The following is an 18726-nucleotide window of genomic DNA, read 5'->3' as shown; positions in this document are numbered from 1 at the left end:
ATTTAGGGCTTGGAGGTGTGGCCGAGTGGTTTAAGGCACCGGTCTTGAAAACCGGCGAAGGAGTGATCCTTCCGTGAGTTCGAATCTCACCGCCTCCGCCAGAGCTCCACACAAAACCCCGCAAGTTCAATGACTTACGGGGTTTTGTCTTTTCTGGTCCATCAAACAGCCCATCATCGGGCAAAGTTTCACGGCTATCCCGGCGATTTCTCTTGCCGCTTGCTCCCCGTCGCGCGTTCGCTACACTGAACTCACCCCGCTATTCACGGCCCGATTGCGCCAATCTAATACCGCCATGCCGTGTCATACCGGCGCGCACCGTTCCTCACAAGGTGAGTCATGGCCGATCTAACCATCCCCGTTCTGATTCTCCGCTCGCGCGTTTTCGCGATTACGGGTCTCCAGCGTAGCGCGCTGTATGAGCGCATCGCGCGCGGCGAATTCCCGAAGCCGGTCGCTATCGGCAGCGCCGCCGGACGACACGATGACGCGCGCCGTGCGCGAGCGACATACGCGTGACACCGACGCAGACAGCGGCGCGTGAATAACCTCACTGGTTGAATCTTCCGCCCAAAAAAAGCGGCGGGTACGTGTCGCGGCGCATCGCCACACCATTTGACAGCCGGGAAAGACCGACATGAAAACCGACCTCGCAAGGGTCGGTTTTTGCTTGAAGCATGGCCGGACAATCAGCGCGACTCATTGACATGCGCTGGCACTTGACGATTTTTGACAAAGCATCTGGGCGAGATGGTTAGTCTTGCAAGACGCACTCGTTTCAGGTGTGGCATTCGTTCATATAGGAGACTTAAACATGCCGGAACAGCAAAGCAATGAAACCACCTACCTTTTCGTTACCCTGGATTCGCGTACTGAGCGCGGCGGGCGAGTCAGCCGGGTAACGACCAAGGCGGAGTATCAAGGGATGGCGCTAGCGCGTGTCGGCGATATCGTCACCTATGGCGACGGCAGCGAGGCCACCATCATTGATGGCGCGGGGTTTGCCGCTACCTGGGAGGATAAGCCGCTTGCGCTGGTTGGTTCCTGTTTGAGCAACGGCGACACGATCACGGAGACGTTACAGGACGGATGGGGTATCACGGTTCGCGACGGTGAACGGATTCCCGGCCTGTTTGATCCGGCTTATACGCTGCCCCCGAACATCGCCACGGACGGAGGAAACATCCATGCGTAAGGCGGCGGTACGGCATGGCGACCCGACAACGACGCGTGGCTTTGTTATAGCGTATTCGTCCACCATTCACGACGATGGCAAGAAGGTCGCACTGAGCGGTGATGAGGCGACATGTGAAAACTGCAAAGGAACGTTCAAGATATTTGGCACGGGCAAGGGCATGTCGGAAAAAGGACGGGACGTTGTTGTCGAAGGCGATCTGGTGCTGTGCCCGTGCAAGAAGAACAGGGTAATCGTCGGCAGCGATCCGGTATTTTTCTCACCATCTCTGACGGTTCGGCGGGTACGAGCAGCGTTACCGCCGCAGCATCCCCATCACAGGCCGCAGATGAGGCGAAGCATACCCGCTGGTGCTTGGTATTGGACAGTGTTACTTGTGAGCCAGTGTCCAATCGGGATTTTATTGCCAATATCGGAGGCGTAAGACAACCCGGAAAGACGGACGGGCAGGGCTACGCGAAGATCGAGACCAACGGCGAGCAACCTTTCATCATCCATGTCATCTTTTCGTCGCCGAAGCGCGTCCTGAAACCTCGTCAAGGAAATTAGTCGTGGCAACAGATTACAACATTAAGCATTGGACATCGGCTTGTACGATGGTTGGTAGCAGCAAGGATGATGCTGTATCAATCAAGGTTGATGATCGGTCGGCAACGCGACAGGCCGTTATCACGCAATTGAAGCAGAAGGGCTACGCATTACTAGAAAGATCGTCATGGGGCGCAACGCCACCAAAGAACGCACTAACGCCATCACACTGGGATTATCGCGATATTGCAGTTCACCACGCAGGGCATAGTTATTCGTGTGCAGTGGACGAGCACAGCGCGATCGAACAAATGAAGAAGGTTCAATCCTATGACATGGGCGTTCAATCGTTTGATGACGTTGGTTATCACTATGCCGTTTCATGCCCCGGTGAGGTAATCGAAGCCCGCGACATTCGTTTCACCGGTTCTCACGTGAAAGGCGACAACACTGGCAAGCTTGGTATCGTCCTGCTTGAGAATCTGGCCGAAGCCGGCGAAGCTTGGCAACAAGAGTACAGCAGGAAATCACTTTGGCGACGGATATCGCGAAAGATGCTGTGGCCTTTGACCACGCGATGCCAACAAAGGCACAGATTGATGCCCTGTCGGCCTTAATAGCAACGTTGAAGGAATTCTTCAATATCACGGCGTTAGGCGGGCATCGCGAATATCAGCTTCTAGCGCCAGGGAACGAGGGGCGGGCCTGTCCAGGTAAGTACGGTACGCTGGTGGTCGAAGAAATGCGCGCGAAATTTGGACTTGCAGCACCTTCAAAGTGAGATTGTCCAGCCAAGCTGTTCGTTGATGATGTAAGTATGGCGCTCAAGCTGGCCCTGAACTAGTCGGCAGCGTTTCTGTTTTGGAAGACGATTTGTCACCGGCAGCTTGGCTCTTTCCTCAAATGCGTTAAACCATTCACTGTTGCCCAAGTCAGGTCCGTGCCCTTCCCCATCTGAGATATCGAAGTAATGGCTGTCGAGGTATGAAAACCACTCTTGCGTACACGGCTGGACGACTGGGGCACGGGGTACGCTGGTAGTAACGAACAGCCACGCGAGAACGATAACGGAACAGATGCCAGTGAGGATTTTCATTTGCGCCTTTTGAAGATAATTGCTTACTTATGGTTATTTTCGGGGGGCGTGCTGGCTTCAGTCGGCCTGTTTCTCGACCGCGTCCAGCGGATGTAGCCGTTGTGCTGGGAAATACGGTACATGCCGATGGTAGTCTGTCGCCACGGTTGGCGGCAAGGCTGGATAGAGCCTATCAGTGCTATGAGCAACGGCAATGCAAACTCGTTTTTGTCAGCGGTGGTGTTGATGCATCTGGTACAGACGAAGCGCTCGCAATGCGCGCCTATCTTGTGCTTCGTGGCGTTCCATCCGACAGCATCGTGCTTGATCGTTCGGGAAACGACACTTGGTCTACCGCGCGTGACGCGAGTGCCTTCATGCGGGATCGCGGCTTGTCGAGTACGTTGGTAGTGACGCAGTATTTTCATCTTCCGAGGGCGATGTTCGCGCTTAAGCGCTTTGGCGTTCGTGAAGTTAGTGGTACGTATCCCGTTTTCTGGGAGGTGCGTGACATCTATTCGATTGCGCGTGAAGTGCCGGCCTTAATCTGGTACGGCATTCGCCCGCTTTAGCATCGGTCTGACAATGCTCGGTTGTGGCTGGGTTGCCACTGAATATGCAGCATGTGATCGGAGTTGCTAGCCTGTTGGCTTCGTGAGGATCGGCGTTGCTATCAGCAGACTCACGGCACGATTGGCTCAGTTGCTGCAAGCATGCTTTGCCCAAGCTTCCAGCATCGGGCGGCGCTGTTCCAGCAGGTCGGTGCGGTGATAGGCCGCTTCAACCTTATTCGCCACTGCATGCGCGAGCGCCCGCCGGCGAGATCGCGCGCATAACCTTGTTCGCTGGCCCAATCGCGAAAACTTGAGCGGAAGCCATGCGCTGTTGCCACGCGTCTGGGCGTGTCGCCTTTAGCTTGGACGTGGCGCAGGAAAGACGTGAGCACCATGTCACTGACATCCTTCGCGCGCGGCGAAGGAAATACAAGCGTCTCGTGCAGCTTCTGTTCCTTCAATGCCTTGACGAGTGCGAGCGCGGGAGCCGATAGCGGGACGCGGTGAGGCTCTTTCGCCTCCGTCAATCGCTCAGATTCAATTGCCGGGAAGCCCATTAACAGGGCTCCCGTGCCTCAACTGCACGATTTCCATCCGAATCCCCAACGGTTAGACACCGGCCCAACCGCCAGCACCGTTCAGCCTGAGTGGCTTACGGCCCGCTCTCTATAGCGGCCACAATTGCAACTAGTGGAACTGTTGTATCTGCTGCAGCAACTGCTGCAACTCCTGATTCACGTTCTGCAGCCGATTGTTCACGTCAGCGAGACGGCCCCGCAACATATTGTCCAGATAGGCCAGTTCCATGCCTGAGCGGCCCGCATGCTGGGGGCCTGGAAACTGACGTATCTGTTCTTCCAGCTCGTGCTGGTCATGCTGTAATTGCTGTCGCTGATTTTCCAGCTGCGTTCGTCGTGCCTGAAGATCCGGCGGGACATTGGTTGCATTCCCCCCGCCCTTGAGACCGACGTCGTCGTGCACCTGCCAGTCGCCATGCTCATCCTGTCGGACGGGATATTGAAACTTCGCCGGATCATCGGGGTTGTACACGCGCCACGTGCCATTGTCCTTGTCGTATCTGACCGGGTAGGTCTTGCCGGACATGTCGATATAAGCTTGGCCCTTGTCGTCCCTGAGCACACCTTGAGTGCCCGGATCAGCGTGCAGGTCGCCGCTCGGTTTGCGGGCATATTGCGCGGGTACATCGAATTGCGCACCTGTCGTGGCCAGAGCATTCGTTCCCGCTTCTTGAGCAGGAGGCTTACCCGTTTGTGCCTCATTTGACGGACCGGCCGCACCATCATGGGCCCCGGGTTTCGCTTCAGGCTCGCCCCCAAACGGCATACCCGCCGGATGTCCGCCGAACGTACTTTCCGGCACATCCGGCTGAACGTCCGGGGTCGGAAGTTGTGGGCTCCCATCCTGATTGGGTTCCCCGGCAAGCCCACCCGTTATGGTTAGCGCCGTGCTGACGACAGGCAACTGGGCAAGTATCTTGTCGGCTTCGTCGCCCCTCTTTTTGTTGGTGCCCGATTTATCCCCCGTGGCCTTGTCTGCAAGCTCGCCGAAGAATTGTCCAGGGTGAGTGGCCCCATCCTTGACGCCGCTCAGGAAGACATCTCCCGCTGTCCGATCCTGGCTGGTGTCGCGCGGAGGACGCGGGTCAACATGAGCACCAATGAGGACGGGGTTTCCGCTGGCGTCGAGCTTGAACTCAGTCGCAATGTTGTTTGTTGAGCCATCGCGATTCTGTGTCGGATTGACTTCTTTAAGGACTGGTTTGCCTTGCTCGTCCCGCTGCCAGCGCGTCACCATTTGGGGCGATTTCTGCTCAACCCAGGTGCCGGGCGCACCTTGGGCAGGGGGAGTTAGCGCGGGGTCCGGCACGGAGCTCACATCGGCTGAGTTGCGGTACGGTGTGTCACCGGTACTTGATGTATCGAATTTTGCGGGCGATACCTGTGACTGCGCACCCTGCCCGTCGTTTTGTGCAACGCCGGCATAGCCAGGGTCGGTCGGTTGCGTGTTGATTTGCTGGACTTTCATTCGCGATTCCTATCTATGTGAAAGGTCAAATTCGGCTTCGCAGAACACGGCTCCAGTAGGAGGCGTCAGTCCATTTCAACAGTAACGCTCTATGACGAGGTGGTGCTTATATCGATGCAAGCTCACGACGCTCAATCGTGACTGTTGACGTCGGCGGTTATTTTAGCGGCCGCGGGAGGTGATAAACGCGATGTTCGGCTCGGCCCAGTTGTCCGATCTGCAGGACGTCGGCGGCAGCGCGCAAGCTGGCGCGTGCGGCGCCGTAGGAGCACATGCGCTGAGAGGCACAAGCGGCAATACCGGCGTGAATATCGCGTCCGGCGTAGGCAATGCCCAGTTCAACGGGCTCGTGGTTCACTCGGGCGATACCTCGACACCATGGCCACGACTTAAATCAGCGCGGTCGCCTCTACCTCAACCTTCAACCGGTAATGCAGATGTGGAACCGGCACGACAGCCCGCGCCGGCCGGGCGTCGCCCGCCAGATGCGGAACGCGCTGGGTGTCAGCCATGAATACGACTTCAAAGGGCATGGTGCTTTCGCGGGGCGTGATTATGCGCATGACACTCGAGGCGACTCACTCGCACGCAGTTCGCTCGCGCGCAGGTCTTTGGCGATAACAATGAAGACATCGCGCAACAGGCAACCGTCGCGAACGCTCCGTGCGGCGCCTCAGTCGCCTCAGCCGCCTCAAGATCTTCACGTGCCTCACGCGATTCTGCAAGCAAGCGCTCGACCGGCTCAGCCACGCGCCAATCGCAATAGGCCTGTCACTAACGCCAATACGCCCATCGCCTCACACGCTAAGCGCGTCCAGCTTCTCACGCGCATCGGCGCAACGGCGATTGAGGTCGCGATGCATCAGCTGGCCGTCGAGCAGCGCCGATACATCAGACAAACCGTAATCAAAGCGCAAGACGTATTCGATGTCTGTGTAATCGTGATAAGCGCCGCTGTCAGCCAGCTTCTGCGCTTCCGCGAAGGCAGCATGTTGCCGCTCGCCGTTCATCAAATCTCTGATCGCCATGATTGCCGCTCCGAGGAACAGTGACGCCATCATAGCAATGCAAATTGCAACACACGGTCGCGCGCGCGCAACACCTGGTGTTTTCCGTAGACGCGCGGTTTAGCGCGGCACGCCGAAGCGAGCTTGCCGCACGTTTCGGCGAAGGAACACTGATCCGCCTTGAGCGATGGACTCTCCCAGCCCATCCAGCGACACGCAGACTCAAACGGCAGCGACCGGCGCCTTCATTCCGTGCCATCTGACAACCAGCATCCGGCCGACGTAACACAGCACGCCCGCGACACCCACAACGACGCCCATGCCCTTGGGCGAGCCATCCTGCCAAAGTCCGACGGCGAGACTCGACAACGCACCGAGCGCCAACTGCACGGCGCCGAACACGGCGGCCGCAGCGCCGGCATTCAGTGGATAGCGATGCATCAGATCGGTGGTGCAGTTAGCGGACAACAGCCCGACGACGCCGACCACGAAGAACAGACCGAAGACAATCGACCACAGCCCACCCCACCCGGTCAGCGAGACAAGACAGACGAACAGGGACGCGATGCCACTCACGGTCGCGGCAAAAGAGATGATCGGCAGCGACCCGAGCCGGCCGACGAGGCGCGTATTCATGAAGTTGCCGAACATGATGCCGACGATATTCAGCGCGAACAAAAAGCCGTAGTGCTGCGCCGATACATGGAAATATTCGATGTACACGAACGGCGTCGCGGTGATGTACGCGAACATTGAGGCGAACGCCATGCCGCCGCACAACATATGCCCCCACGCGACCGGATCGCGCAGCAACTTGCCATAGGCGCCGAATGATTTCAGCAGCGCCGAGTGCGCACGCTTTTCTGGCGGCCACGTTTCCGGCACCTTGAGGAACGCGGTCACCGCGCACACCACACCGAATAGCGTCAGCACGATAAAGACGACACGCCAGCCGCCGAGCAACAGCAACTGCCCGCCGATCAGCGGCGCGAGCAACGGCCCGATCGACGTGACGATGGCGAGCATCGACAGCACCCGTGCGGCATCGGTCGGCCCGTGCGCGTCGCGGGCGATCGCGCGCGCCAGCACCGAGGCCGCACCCGCGCCGAGCGCCTGCACGAAGCGGAAAGTCACCAGCGAGCCGATCGAAAACGACAGCGCACATGCCACGCTGGCCAGCGCATACATGATGATGCCGCCGAGCAGCACGGGCCGGCGGCCATAGGTATCCGACAGCGGACCATAGAGCAGCATGCCGATCGAAAAGCCGAACATGAAGCTGGTCAGCGTGGTTTGCGCGGCGCCGGTGCTGATGGCGAATGCCTGCGCGATAGTCGGCAGGCTTGGCAGATACATATCGATGGAAATCGGCCCGCATGCGGCAAGCGCACCGAGCAACAGAATCAGCCGGCCATCGGGCCGGCGTCTGGTGACGTGAGACATGGGAATCCAGATGAAGCGCCGCGCCGTCATTGGCAGCGAAACGCGGTGAAACGGGAAAAGCAGCAACCTGACGGCCCCAATTGTACGCGACGGTTAAATCATGCGCCGCGCGCGGACCGGGCCTGGCGGCTCATCCACGCGCCGGGACACGCACGCCGTCGATCGGTTAAGCTGCGGCCAGAACGCTTCTGGCGTTCGCGTGGCCTGATACAAATCTGTCGTGGGTAAATCTGTCCGCGCGTCTTGTGTCTACGCTACGCCTGCATCGTCTTGCGCGTCGTCTTGCGTATCTCGCATGGTACCGCGCGCTTTTTCACACTGTTCTGTCCCGACCTCGTCATGACTGCCTTCCTGTTGATCTGGAGCCCCAAGAAATGGCCGTGGCCCGAGTTGCCCGACGTGGCGAAGCGCGTCGCCGCGGGCATAGCGGTGGCTGACGTGTGGGGCAGCGGATTTGCCCGCAGCATCTTGCCGGGCGATCGCGTCTTTCTGCACCGTGTCGCACAGGAACCGAAAGGCATTTTCGGCTCGGGCTACGTGACACGCGCGCCGTACGAAGTCCCCGACCCGGCGACAAAACGCGGCTATCGATTGTGCATCGACTTCGTGTACGACTGGTTGGTCGACGCACACGAGGGCGTCGTGATACCACGCGAGATGTTGCGTACGCATCCATTTTCGGTACAGACGTGGGACGCACAGAGCTCGGGCACCGTGATCAAGCCGATTGCGGAAGGCGCACTCGAAAACCGCTGGGCCGAACTCACAGGCAAGCGTAAACCACCGAAACTCGACACCTCGAAGGGCCCCACGCGCTCCAGCAAGGTAACGGCTCACAAGGCGGCGGCGGAGAAAAGCGCGGCAGAAGGCCACACGAGGACGGAAACGAAGCCTGCGACAGCAAAACGCACCCACAAGGTCTAAGCACCAGCGCGGGGTTGATGAAGTACCGCTGCAGCGCGCGCAGCGCCGCTGGAAGTATGACGGCTGTGTCACTCACGCCGAATGTGCGAGAACACAGATTCCAGATGTGCCACTACCGCGACTGCGCGGGGGCCCCGCTTATGGGCTGGCGGTGTGAGCCGCTTTCTTTGCTTATCTTTCTTTGCGGCGGCAAAGAAAGTAAGTGCCGCCCCGCACAGGGGCAACGCTAATAGACCACTAACAATTCAAGGAAAGGCCAAAGAGCCCCCCAGGAAATCAAGAAGGTCCAAAAAACCAGCACCCCGCCCCAGCATGGGGCAACACAAAACCCCTTCCCCCCGACTCCGGTACAATTTCTGCACTCACCCCAGCGCCGCGCCGCCCACCTCCAGGCCCCGCGCGCCACTGCGCAACCCAAATTCCAGCCATCACCATGTCCAAAAACCAAACCCTCTTCGACCGCGCGCAGCGCACCATCCCTGGCGGCGTGAACTCGCCGGTCCGCGCCTTCCGCTCGGTCGGCGGCACACCGCGCTTCATCGAGCGCGCACAAGGCCCCTACTTCTGGGACGCGGACGGCCAACGCTATACCGACTACATCGGCTCGTGGGGCCCGATGATCCTCGGCCACGTCCACCCGGAAGTTCTGGAAGCGGTCCAACGCGTGCTCGCCAACGGCTTCTCATTCGGCGCCCCGACCGAATCCGAAGTGGAAATCGCCGAGGAAATCTGCAAACTGGTGCCGTCGATCGAACAGGTCCGCATGGTCTCGAGCGGCACCGAAGCGACCATGAGCGCGCTGCGTCTCGCGCGCGGCTTCACGAACCGCAGCCGCATCGTCAAGTTCGAAGGCTGCTATCACGGCCACGCGGACAGCCTGCTGGTCAAAGCCGGTTCGGGCCTGCTCACCTTCGGCAATCCGACTTCGGCGGGCGTGCCGGTCGACATCGCCAAACACACTACCGTCCTTGAGTACAACAACGTCGCCGAACTCGAAGAAGCGTTCAAGGCGTTCGGCAACGAGATTGCCTCGGTGATCGTCGAGCCGGTGGCGGGCAACATGAACCTCGTGCGCGCCACGCCGGAATTCCTGCAAGCCTTGCGGCGCCTGTGCACCGAGTACGGCTCGGTACTGATTTTTGACGAAGTCATGTGCGGTTTCCGCGTCGCCCTGGGTGGCGCGCAAGAGGTCTACGGCATCACGCCGGATCTGACGTGTCTGGGCAAAGTGATCGGCGGCGGCATGCCGGCGGCGGCCTTCGGCGGCCGGCGCGACATCATGGCTCACCTCGCGCCGCTCGGCGGCGTCTATCAGGCGGGCACGCTGTCGGGCAATCCGATCGCGGTCGCCGCGGGCCTGAAGACGCTGCAACTGATTCAGGCGCCGGGCTTCTATGAAACGCTCACCGCCCGCACCACGCGTCTCGCGCAAGGTCTCGCGAAGGTCGCGCGCGAAGCGAAAGTGCCGTTTGCCGCCGACTCGCTCGGCGGCATGTTCGGCCTCTACTTCACCGATTCGGTACCAACGAGTTTCGCCGAAGTCACGAAGAGCGACGTGCCGCGCTTCAACGCGTTCTTCCACAAGATGCTCGACGCGGGCGTGTACTTCGCGCCGTCCGCATATGAAGCGGGCTTCGTTTCGATCGCGCACGACGACACGATCATCGACGCGACGATCGACGCAGCGCGCGGCGCGTTTGCCTCGCTCGTGGCCTGAAGCGGGCGAGACATAGAACCCGCCGATAACCAGGCCCAATACTGACTAGCCACTGTACCGACCGGATACCGATGTTTTCGCAAACCGACTTCGTCCATATGGAACGCGCGCTCGCGCTGGCCAAGCGCGGCATGTACACGACCGATCCGAATCCGCGTGTCGGTTGCGTGCTCGTCAAGCACGGCGAGGTGATCGGCGAAGGCTTCACGCAACCGGCCGGGCAGGACCACGCCGAAGTCCGCGCGCTGAAGGACGCGCGCTCGCGCGGTCATGATCTGCGCGGCGCCACGGCCTACGTGACGCTCGAGCCGTGCAGCCATTTCGGCCGCACGCCGCCCTGCGCGAATGCGTTGATCGAAGCGCAGGTCGAGCGCGTGGTCGCGGCGATGGAAGATCCCAATCCACAAGTTTCCGGGCGCGGTCTCAAGATGCTGCGCGACGCCGGTATCGAAGTGCGTTGCGGGCTGCTCGCCACCGAAGCGCACGAACTGAACATCGGCTTCGTGTCGCGCATGACGCGGGACCGTCCGTGGGTCCGCATGAAGGTGGCGGCCTCGCTGGACGGCCGCACCGGCTTGCCGTCGGGCGTCAGTCAATGGATTACTGGCGAAGCGGCTCGCGCCGACGGTCATGCGTGGCGCGCCCGCGCGTCGGCGATTCTGACGGGCATCGGCACCGTGCGGGAAGACGATCCGCGCATGACCGTGCGTGCCGTCGACACACCGCGCCAACCGCAACGCGTGCTGATCGACGCCCAGCTCGACGTGCCGCCCGACGCGCAGATTCTGGCCGGCGCACCCACCCTGATTTTTTGCGGCAATCTCGACGAGCGTCATACCGAGCGGGCCGCCGCGCTGCGCGATCGCGGCGCGGAGATCGTGCAACTGGCAAACGCGGCGGGCAAGGTCGACCTGCCCGCCATGCTGAAAGTGCTCGGCGAGCGTCAGGTGAACGAACTGCACGTCGAGGCCGGCTACAAGCTGAACGGCTCGCTGCTGCGCGAAGGCTGCGTCGACGAGCTGCTGATCTATCTGGCGCCGAGCCTGCTCGGCATGGACTCGATGAGCATGTTCAATCTGAACGCACCGGAAACGCTCGACGGCCGCGTGCAACTGAATTTCCACGCGGTCGACCGGATCGGCGACGATCTGCGGATTCTCGCGCGCTTTGTGCCTCGCGTCGTAGCGAACCAGGCGCCCGAAGCTGGTTTTGATCCCGCGCCCCAACCCCCTTCGAATTGATCAAGGATTAGTACGATGTTTACAGGAATCGTCGCGGCAGTCGGCCGCATTGAATCAGTCAAACCGCTCGGCACCGATGGCGATGCGGGCGTGCGCCTGAACGTCGAAGCCGGCGGCCTCGATCTCGACGACGTGCAACTCGGCGACAGCATCACGATCCAGGGCGCCTGCATGACGGTGGTGGAAAAAACCGCGCATTCGTTCGAAGTGGACGTGTCGCGCGAAAGTCTGAACTGCACGGTCGGTCTGGGCGAGCCGGGCGAAGTCAATCTCGAGAAAGCGCTGCGCGCGCACGACCGGCTGGGCGGCCACATCGTCTCCGGTCACGTGGACGGCCTCGGCACGGTCACGCGTTTCGCGCCGGTCGGCGAGTCGCACGAACTGCGTGTGCTGGCGCCGCGCGAGATCGGCCGCTATCTGGCGTTCAAAGGCTCGATCACGGTCAACGGCGTGAGCCTGACGGTGAACTCGGTTGAGGATCGCGACGACGGCTGCGAATTTTCGATCAACCTGATTCCGCACACGGTGCAGGTGACGTCGCTGAAGAACTTGCGCGAGGGTTCGCAGGTGAATCTGGAGATCGATCTGATTGCGCGCTACGTGGAGCGGATGCTCAGCACGTCTCAGGACGGCCCAACCCGATTGAAGTAATTCGGCTTTTGAGAAGCCATCGTCTATTGCCGACTCACTAAGCCCATTGACCTGATCTGCGGCTTTGTGACGATATCTCTGACGCTATACGGCCGCTTTCTGCGGTTCGTATACCGTCACGATCCAGAAATTCAGCGACTCCACTCTGCTGCAATCGCATTCTCCAACCAGAAGCTGCTTTTAAAACGCGAGTAAATACGGCGTTTTAATTCTATTCGTCGAAATTTTATAACGAATATATCTCGCTGGAAGTACTCTGTGCACTGCCACCGGGCATCACAGATTCCTCTATACGTTTCAGGTGAAACCGCCTTCCCGCCGCCGTTCCAGACTGCGGCGCCCGATTACTGTTTTCTCCGCCCGACATCAACGGAAAACGTCTTGATATTTAAAAAATGACTAAAAGCAATGTCATTCAAATAGTCCATTTTGAAGACGACAATCGTATTCGCGTGGACATGGCCGATGACGTGGATAACCCGTGCCTGTCGTGCGGCGCCTGCTGCCAGCACTTCCGGGTGTCGATGTATATGGGCGAGATGGCAAGCTCGCCGTGCGGCACGGTGCCCGACGAATTGGTCAGCGCGATCAATCCCGTGATGGTGTGCATGAAGGGCACTGAAGCGGGCCATGGACGTTGCATTGCCTTGCGCGGCACGGTGGGCACGCCTGGTATCCGGTGCGGGATATATCCGCTACGTCCGTCTCCGTGTCGGGAGTATCGCGTGTGGTCCGTGGATGGCACGCCCAATCCGGACTGCCAGCGACTACGCAAGGCTATCGGACTGCCGCCGTTGAAGCGCGGTATAGCGACCGCTACATGAAATGACTGATCCCCGGACGCTCACGGGCTAACCCATCCGCCATGACCGCCTGCCGGAAAATAAGGAAGCTGATCGCCGGCGAGGCGCTCGATCCGCTCGACCCACGCACGCGCCAGGCCATGGCGATTACGCCGCTGTTCGCGTTGATCGGTCTCGGCGCAGATGGACTGTCTTCCGCCTGCTATGGTCCCGAGGAGGCGTTCCTCGCACTCGGACAGCACACGCCACTCGCGCTGTTTCTCACATCGGCGACGGCGGCCACCGTCTTTATCATCGCGTTCGGCTACAGCCAGATCATCGAATTGTTCCCCGCCGGTGGGGGCGGATATCGCGTCGCGACCGAGTTGCTCGGCCCGCGCTGCGGCGCGGTGTCGGGCGCGGCGCTGCTGGTCGACTATGTGCTGACCGTCGCCACGTCGATCGCGAGCGGTGTCGAAGCCTTGTTTAGTCTGTTGCCCGCGACCGCCCAGGCGTTCAGGCTCGTCACGGAGCTAGGTCTGATCGTGTTGATGAGCTGCCTTAACCTGCGTGGCATGAAGCAGTCCATCCTCGTGCTGCTGCCGGTTTTTCTTGGTTTCGTCGCGCTTCATGCGGCGCTGATCGTGTACGGCGTGGCAGTCCACGGCGATCAGCTGGCGGCGATCGTGCCGGCCGCCGTGGGCGAGGCGCACGGCATGTCTCACGCATTCGGCCCGCTCGTGCTCGCGGCGTTGCTGATGCGTGCGTTCTCGCTGGGTGGGGGCACCTATACCGGTCTTGAAGCCGTGTCGAACAACGTGAGCATGATCGTTGAGCCGCGCGTGCGCAATGGCAGGTGGACCATGTTCTACATGGCGGCGTCGCTCGCGTTCACGGCGGGCGGCATCATCATGCTTTACATGCTTTGGCACGTGAGGCCGGTCGAGGGCAAAACGCTCAACGCCGTGGTGTTTGGCAGCGTGATCGATCATCTCGCAATCGGCTCGGCGCAAGCACACCACGCGCTACTCGCTGCCGTGCTTGCGTTGGAGGCAGGGCTGCTGCTCGTCGGTGCGCAAGCGGGATTCCTCGACGGACCCACGGTCCTGTCGAACATGTCAGCGGACTCATGGGTGCCGCGTTGTTTCCGCCACCTGTCACGGCGGCTGGTACGGCGGAATGGCGTTGTCGTCATCGGCGCTGCGAATCTCGCGGTCCTGCTATGGACGCACGGCGATGTGACCACGCTCGTGGTGCTCTACAGCATCAACGTATTCCTGACGTTCAGCCTGTCATTTCTCGGCCTGTGCATCTACCGGTGGGGCCGGCGTGGCCGCCAAGGCTGGTTGCGGGCGTTTGCGCTGGCGCTGCTCGGTTTATCGACGACGGTCACCGTGCTGGGCGTGACGCTCGTCGAAAAGTTCATGGCGGGCGGCTGGCTGACCGTGCTGGTTACAGGCGTCGTGATCATGTTGTGTTTTCTCGTCAGGCGTCACTACAGGCAAACCAGCGCGCAGTTGGCGAAGGAAGATGCCGCGTTTGCCGGTGCGGCGCCAGAGGTCGACGGCGACTTACCGCTCACGCCAGACCCGTTGCGCTCAACCGCGATCGTGCTTGTCGACCGGCACCGCGGCACCAGCATGCATGCGCTGCTTTGTGTTGCGCGCAAATTTCCTGGGAAGTTCGACAACGTGATCGTGCTGGCGGTCGGCGAAGTGGACGCGCAAAGCTGGGAAGACGCGAAGCATATGGAGCATTTGCGGCAAGAGATGTCGGCATCGCTTGCGTACTATATTGCCCAGAGTCGCTATCAGGGGTTTGCAGCCGATTTCCGGATCGCGTTTGTCACGCGGCCGAAGGACGGATTGATGCGACTTACCGAAGCCACAATGGACGAGTTCCCGAACAGCGTGTGCTTCGCCAGCACGCTCGTCTTCAAGCGGGTCAACGTGCTGTCGGCATGGCTGCGCAATCGAACGCCGGCCGGGATCCAGAGGCGCCTGCGGTCGCAAGGCAGGCAGATGATGCTCCTGCCGATGAGCATCGGCTGACGGACGGCCTGGCGTTACAACTGAAGGTGCCACCGCGGACCGTGGGTTGGTTCGTCAGGCTGACACGGCAATGCCGCTTTCTTTCTCGGCCAATACGACGTGTGGAGCGGATGCTCCCGGCGTCGCAAGACGGCCGACAACCGTTGAAATCATTGAAATGAAAAAGGGCAGCGTTCATTGCGAACGCTGCCCCGCCTTCACGGCTCGTGTTTCAACGAGCCGGTCAGTTGTGCCTCAGCTCAGTGAAGCTTCACTTGCGCTTCAATTGCGAGAGATCGCGCACGGCGCCGCGGTCGGCGGATGTGGCCAGCGCCGCATAAGCCTGCAACGCCTGCGACACCACGCGTTCACGCCCAACCGGCATCCATGCATCGTCGCCGCGCGCTTCCATCGCTTCGCGGCGGCGTGCCAGCTCCGCGTCCGACACCACCAGATGCATCTTGCGGTTCGGAATGTCGATCTCGATAACATCGCCCTCTTCCACCAGACCGATCGTGCCGCCTTCGGCTGCTTCCGGCGACGCATGCCCGATCACCAGACCTGACGAACCGCCGGAGAAACGCCCGTCGGTGAACAGCGCACAGGTCTTGCCCAGACCCTTGGATTTCAGATACGACGTGGGGTAAAGCATTTCCTGCATGCCGGGGCCGCCCTTGGGGCCTTCATAACGGATCACGATCACGTCGCCTGCCACCACCTTGTCGCCCAGAATGGCTTCGACGGCGTCGTCCTGGCTCTCGAACACGCGTGCACGCCCGGAGAAGATCCATTGCGATTCGTCGACACCCGCGGTCTTGACGATGCAGCCCTTCTCCGCGAGGTTGCCGTACAGCACGGCGAGGCCGCCGTCTTTCGAATACGCGTCCTGCTTGCTGCGGATACAGCCGGTCTTGCGGTCGGTATCGAGCGACGCGAAGGTGGCTTCCTGACTGAATGCAACCGTGGTAGGAATGCCGCCCGGAGCCGCGCGGAAGAATTTCTGCGCTTCTTCGCCCGCGCCGCCGGCGATGTCCCACTTTGCAATCGCATTGCCCAGCGTGCCGCTATGCACATTGCCGCACGACAGGTCGAGCAGTTCCGCCCGCGCCAGTTCACCGAGAATGCCCAGGATGCCGCCGGCACGGTGCACGTCTTCGATATGGTATTTGTCCGTTGCGGGCGCCGCCTTGCACAGGCACGGCACTTTGCGCGAGATGCGGTCGATGTCGGACATCGTGAAATCGACGCCGGCTTCCTGTGCGGCTGCCAGCAAGTGCAGCACGGTATTGGTCGAACCGCCCATGGCGACGTCGAGCGCCATGGCGTTCTCGAACGCCTGCTTGCTGGCGATGTTGCGCGGCAGGACCGATGTGTCTTCTTCCTGATAGTAGCGGCGGCACAGGTCCACCACCAGACGCCCAGCCTGTTCGAACAGGCCCTTGCGCCATGCGTGCGTGGCGACGATCGTGCCGTTGCCCGGCAGCGCGAGCCCGATCGCCTCGGTCAGGCAGTTCATCGAGTTCGCGGTGAACATGCCCGAGCAGGAACCGCACGTCGGGCAGGCACTGCGTTCGACTTCAGCCACTTCGGCGTCGCTGATTTTCGGGTCGGCGGCCTTGATCATTGCGTCGATCAGGTCGATCTTGGCGATCACCTGGCCGTCGGTCGGCGATTTGACCTTGCCCGCTTCCATCGGACCGCCGGACACGAACACGACGGGGATGTTCAGGCGCATCGCGGCCATCAGCATGCCCGGGGTGATCTTGTCGCAATTGGAAATGCAGACCATGGCGTCCGCGCAATGCGCGTTGACCATGTATTCGACCGAATCGGCGATCAGTTCGCGCGAGGGCAGCGAATACAGCATGCCGCCGTGGCCCATGGCGATGCCGTCGTCCACCGCGATGGTGTTGAATTCCTTGGCCACACCGCCGGCCGCTTCGATTTCCTTCGCAACCAGCGCGCCCAGGTCGCGCAGATGCACATGGCCCGGCACGAACTGGGTGAACGAGTTCACCACGGCGATGATGGGCTTGCCGAAATCGTCGTCTTTCATTCCGGTGGCGCGCCACAAGGCGCGGGCGCCGGCCATGTTGCGGCCGTGAGTCGATGTGCGTGAGCGATAGTGCGGCATGATCTGTCTCGAACGTTTAGCGGGGAAATTGGTGTCTGGAGGCGGCCTTCGCGGGCGCGGCGAATTATAGCAACGCCGCTTGTCGACCCGAGTTGGCGCTTTAGCGCCTGCTCGCGGCCCATGCAAAGCTGCTGAACCGCCGCCGGGCGGCCCGGGCATGGTCCGGACGACTCGCCAAACGGCCTATGCCGTCCGGCGCAGGCGACTTGGGAGCGCGCGTGGCGTAAAATACGCGCTTTCTTCGAAAAACTCCGCCAACATGACGCTCGCCTCCACTCAAGAGATCATTGCCGAACTGAAAGCAGGCCGGATGGTGATCCTCGTCGACGAAGAAGACCGCGAAAACGAGGGCGACCTCGTGATCGCCGCCGAATTCGTCACGCCGGAAGCGATCAACTTCATGGCTCGCTACGGCCGCGGCCTGATCTGCCTCACGCTCACGCAGGAACGCTGCAAGACGCTGAACCTGCCGCTTATGACCTATCGCAACGGCACGCAGTACGGCACCGCGTTCACGGTCAGCATCGAGGCGGCGGAAGGCGTTACCACCGGTATCTCCGCGGCCGACCGCGCCCGCACGATCGCCGCGGCGGTCGCGCCGGACGCGAAGGCCGAACACATCGTCCAGCCGGGCCACGTGTTCCCGATCATGGCGCAGCCGGGCGGCGTGCTGGTGCGCGCCGGTCACACCGAGGCCGGCTGCGACTTTACCGCGCTGGCAGGCCTCACGCCGGCCGCGGTGATCTGCGAAGTCATCAAGGACGACGGCACGATGGCACGCCTGCCGGACCTAATGGAGTTCGCCAAAGAGCACGATCTGAAAATCGGCACGATCGCGGATCTGATCCACTACCGCAGCCGTACTGAATCGATCGTCGAGCGCATTTGCGAACGCACCATGCAGACCGCGCACGGCGCGTTTCGCGCGGTAATGTACCTCGACCAGCCGAGCGGCCAGCCGCATATCGCGCTGGTGCGCGGCACGCCGAACCCGGAACACGACACGCCGGTGCGCGTGCACGAGCCGCTGTCCATGCTGGATCTGCTCGAAGTCGGCAAGTCCACTCATTCGTGGACGCTGGATGCGGCGATGAAAGAGATCGCCCAACGCGACCTCGGTGTGATCGTGCTGCTGAACTGTGGCGATTCGAAAGAGCATCTGGTCGACGTGTTCAAGGCGTTCGACTCGAAAGAGAAAGCCGAGGCGCTCAAACGCCGGCCGGTCGACTTCAAGACGTACGGCATCGGCGCACAGATCCTGCGTGAGCTGGGTGTCGGCAAGATGCAGGTGCTGTCGAACCCGCGCAAGCTAGGCAGCATGTCGGGCTACGGCCTCGAAGTCACCGGCTTCGTACCCATGCCAGGCAGCACCGCACAGGCTCCGCAACAAGGCTGATCC

At 61.0% G+C, this 18726-nt stretch carries 18 protein-coding genes, 1 tRNA gene and 2 pseudogenes; 14 read left to right on the top strand and 7 right to left on the bottom strand.

Annotated features, from left to right (window positions below; all coding sequences use genetic code 11):
• The first annotated feature begins 11 nt into the window (after positions 1 to 11).
• The 5 genes from P0D84_RS04025 to P0D84_RS04005 all read left to right on the top strand — a co-directional run bounded on the left by P0D84_RS04025 (position 12) and on the right by P0D84_RS04005 (position 2340).
• Positions 12 to 101: transfer RNA gene (locus P0D84_RS04025), tRNA-Ser, on the top strand.
• 238 nt (positions 102 to 339) lie between these two features.
• Positions 340 to 519: an AlpA family phage regulatory protein gene (locus tag P0D84_RS04020; RefSeq protein ID WP_408332648.1), complete on the top strand. Its 180-nt coding sequence runs from the start codon at positions 340 to 342 to the stop codon at positions 517 to 519.
• A gap of 295 nt (positions 520 to 814) precedes the next feature.
• Positions 815 to 1195, top strand: a complete 381-nt coding sequence (locus tag P0D84_RS04015; RefSeq protein WP_408332646.1) for a PAAR domain-containing protein — start codon at positions 815 to 817, stop codon at positions 1193 to 1195.
• Positions 1188 to 1619 carry a PAAR domain-containing protein gene (locus P0D84_RS04010; RefSeq protein ID WP_408332644.1) on the top strand — a complete coding sequence of 144 codons (432 nt, stop codon included), beginning with the start codon at positions 1188 to 1190 and terminating at the stop codon, positions 1617 to 1619. The genes P0D84_RS04015 and P0D84_RS04010 overlap by 8 nt, the downstream gene beginning before the upstream one ends.
• 127 nt (positions 1620 to 1746) lie before the next feature.
• On the top strand, positions 1747 to 2340 hold the full coding sequence (locus P0D84_RS04005) for a peptidoglycan recognition protein family protein (RefSeq protein WP_408332642.1): 594 nt from the start codon (positions 1747 to 1749) through the stop codon (positions 2338 to 2340).
• 155 nt (positions 2341 to 2495) lie between these two features.
• On the opposite strand, the gene P0D84_RS04000 is transcribed toward P0D84_RS04005, so the two are convergent.
• On the bottom strand, positions 2496 to 2819 hold the full coding sequence (locus P0D84_RS04000) for a hypothetical protein (protein ID WP_408332640.1): 324 nt from the start codon (positions 2817 to 2819) through the stop codon (positions 2496 to 2498).
• A gap of 101 nt (positions 2820 to 2920) precedes the next feature.
• Here P0D84_RS04000 and P0D84_RS03995 point away from each other — a divergent pair, with 101 nt between their 5' ends.
• Complete coding sequence (locus P0D84_RS03995; RefSeq protein ID WP_408332638.1) at positions 2921 to 3370, top strand: YdcF family protein; 450 nt, start codon at positions 2921 to 2923, stop codon at positions 3368 to 3370.
• A gap of 110 nt (positions 3371 to 3480) precedes the next feature.
• On the opposite strand, the gene P0D84_RS03990 is transcribed toward P0D84_RS03995, so the two are convergent.
• On the bottom strand, positions 3481 to 3813 hold the full coding sequence (locus P0D84_RS03990) for a hypothetical protein (RefSeq protein ID WP_408332636.1): 333 nt from the start codon (positions 3811 to 3813) through the stop codon (positions 3481 to 3483).
• 226 nt (positions 3814 to 4039) lie between these two features.
• Complete coding sequence (locus tag P0D84_RS03985) at positions 4040 to 5398, bottom strand: hypothetical protein (protein ID WP_408332634.1); 1359 nt, start codon at positions 5396 to 5398, stop codon at positions 4040 to 4042.
• 190 nt (positions 5399 to 5588) lie between these two features.
• On the opposite strand from P0D84_RS03985, the pseudogene P0D84_RS49170 reads away from it, so the two are divergent.
• Positions 5589 to 5744, top strand: a pseudogene (locus P0D84_RS49170) (FapB/FapC family functional amyloid domain-containing protein); the annotation flags it as partial.
• Positions 5745 to 5787: 43 nt separating this feature from the next.
• On the opposite strand, the pseudogene P0D84_RS03980 reads toward P0D84_RS49170, so the two are convergent.
• From P0D84_RS03980 to P0D84_RS03970, 3 genes and pseudogenes are all read right to left on the bottom strand, one after another.
• Positions 5788 to 5880 (bottom strand): annotated as a pseudogene (locus tag P0D84_RS03980) (RidA family protein); the annotation flags it as partial.
• A 315-nt stretch (positions 5881 to 6195) separates the two neighbouring features.
• Positions 6196 to 6426 (bottom strand): hypothetical protein, encoded by a 231-nt coding sequence (locus tag P0D84_RS03975; protein WP_408332632.1) that lies wholly within the window; start codon positions 6424 to 6426, stop codon positions 6196 to 6198.
• A 201-nt stretch (positions 6427 to 6627) separates the two neighbouring features.
• Positions 6628 to 7848 carry a Bcr/CflA family multidrug efflux MFS transporter gene (locus P0D84_RS03970; protein ID WP_408332630.1) on the bottom strand — a complete coding sequence of 407 codons (1221 nt, stop codon included), beginning with the start codon at positions 7846 to 7848 and terminating at the stop codon, positions 6628 to 6630.
• A gap of 339 nt (positions 7849 to 8187) precedes the next feature.
• On the opposite strand from P0D84_RS03970, the gene P0D84_RS03965 reads away from it, so the two are divergent.
• The 6 genes from P0D84_RS03965 to P0D84_RS03940 all read left to right on the top strand — a co-directional run bounded on the left by P0D84_RS03965 (position 8188) and on the right by P0D84_RS03940 (position 15214).
• Entirely contained in the window at positions 8188 to 8772 is a 585-nt protein-coding gene (locus P0D84_RS03965; RefSeq protein ID WP_408332628.1) for a hypothetical protein, read from the top strand.
• Between the two features lie 433 nt (positions 8773 to 9205).
• Positions 9206 to 10489: a glutamate-1-semialdehyde 2,1-aminomutase gene (gene hemL / locus P0D84_RS03960; protein WP_408332626.1), complete on the top strand. Its 1284-nt coding sequence runs from the start codon at positions 9206 to 9208 to the stop codon at positions 10487 to 10489.
• Between the two features lie 71 nt (positions 10490 to 10560).
• Positions 10561 to 11730, top strand: coding sequence for a bifunctional diaminohydroxyphosphoribosylaminopyrimidine deaminase/5-amino-6-(5-phosphoribosylamino)uracil reductase RibD (gene ribD, locus P0D84_RS03955; RefSeq protein ID WP_408332624.1), 1170 nt, complete (start codon positions 10561 to 10563; stop codon positions 11728 to 11730).
• A 15-nt stretch (positions 11731 to 11745) separates the two neighbouring features.
• Positions 11746 to 12381, top strand: coding sequence for a riboflavin synthase (locus P0D84_RS03950; RefSeq protein ID WP_408332623.1), 636 nt, complete (start codon positions 11746 to 11748; stop codon positions 12379 to 12381).
• A 458-nt stretch (positions 12382 to 12839) separates the two neighbouring features.
• Positions 12840 to 13205: a YkgJ family cysteine cluster protein gene (locus P0D84_RS03945; protein ID WP_408339660.1), complete on the top strand. Its 366-nt coding sequence runs from the start codon at positions 12840 to 12842 to the stop codon at positions 13203 to 13205.
• 41 nt (positions 13206 to 13246) lie between these two features.
• A complete protein-coding gene (locus P0D84_RS03940) occupies positions 13247 to 15214 on the top strand; it encodes an APC family permease (RefSeq protein ID WP_408332621.1) in 1968 nt (655 codons plus the stop codon).
• 250 nt (positions 15215 to 15464) lie between these two features.
• On the opposite strand, the gene ilvD is transcribed toward P0D84_RS03940, so the two are convergent.
• On the bottom strand, positions 15465 to 17327 hold the full coding sequence (ilvD, locus tag P0D84_RS03935) for a dihydroxy-acid dehydratase (RefSeq protein WP_408332619.1): 1863 nt from the start codon (positions 17325 to 17327) through the stop codon (positions 15465 to 15467).
• Positions 17328 to 17586: 259 nt separating this feature from the next.
• Between ilvD and ribBA the strand changes: the two genes are divergently transcribed.
• Entirely contained in the window at positions 17587 to 18723 is a 1137-nt protein-coding gene (gene ribBA, locus P0D84_RS03930) for a bifunctional 3,4-dihydroxy-2-butanone-4-phosphate synthase/GTP cyclohydrolase II (RefSeq protein WP_408332617.1), read from the top strand.
• Positions 18724 to 18726 lie beyond the last annotated feature (3 nt).

The sequence above is a fragment of the Paraburkholderia sp. RL17-337-BIB-A genome, assembly GCF_046025895.1.
In the GTDB taxonomy this organism is placed as follows: domain Bacteria; phylum Pseudomonadota; class Gammaproteobacteria; order Burkholderiales; family Burkholderiaceae; genus Paraburkholderia; species Paraburkholderia fungorum_C.
This window is presented reverse-complemented; position numbering and strand designations above follow the sequence as displayed.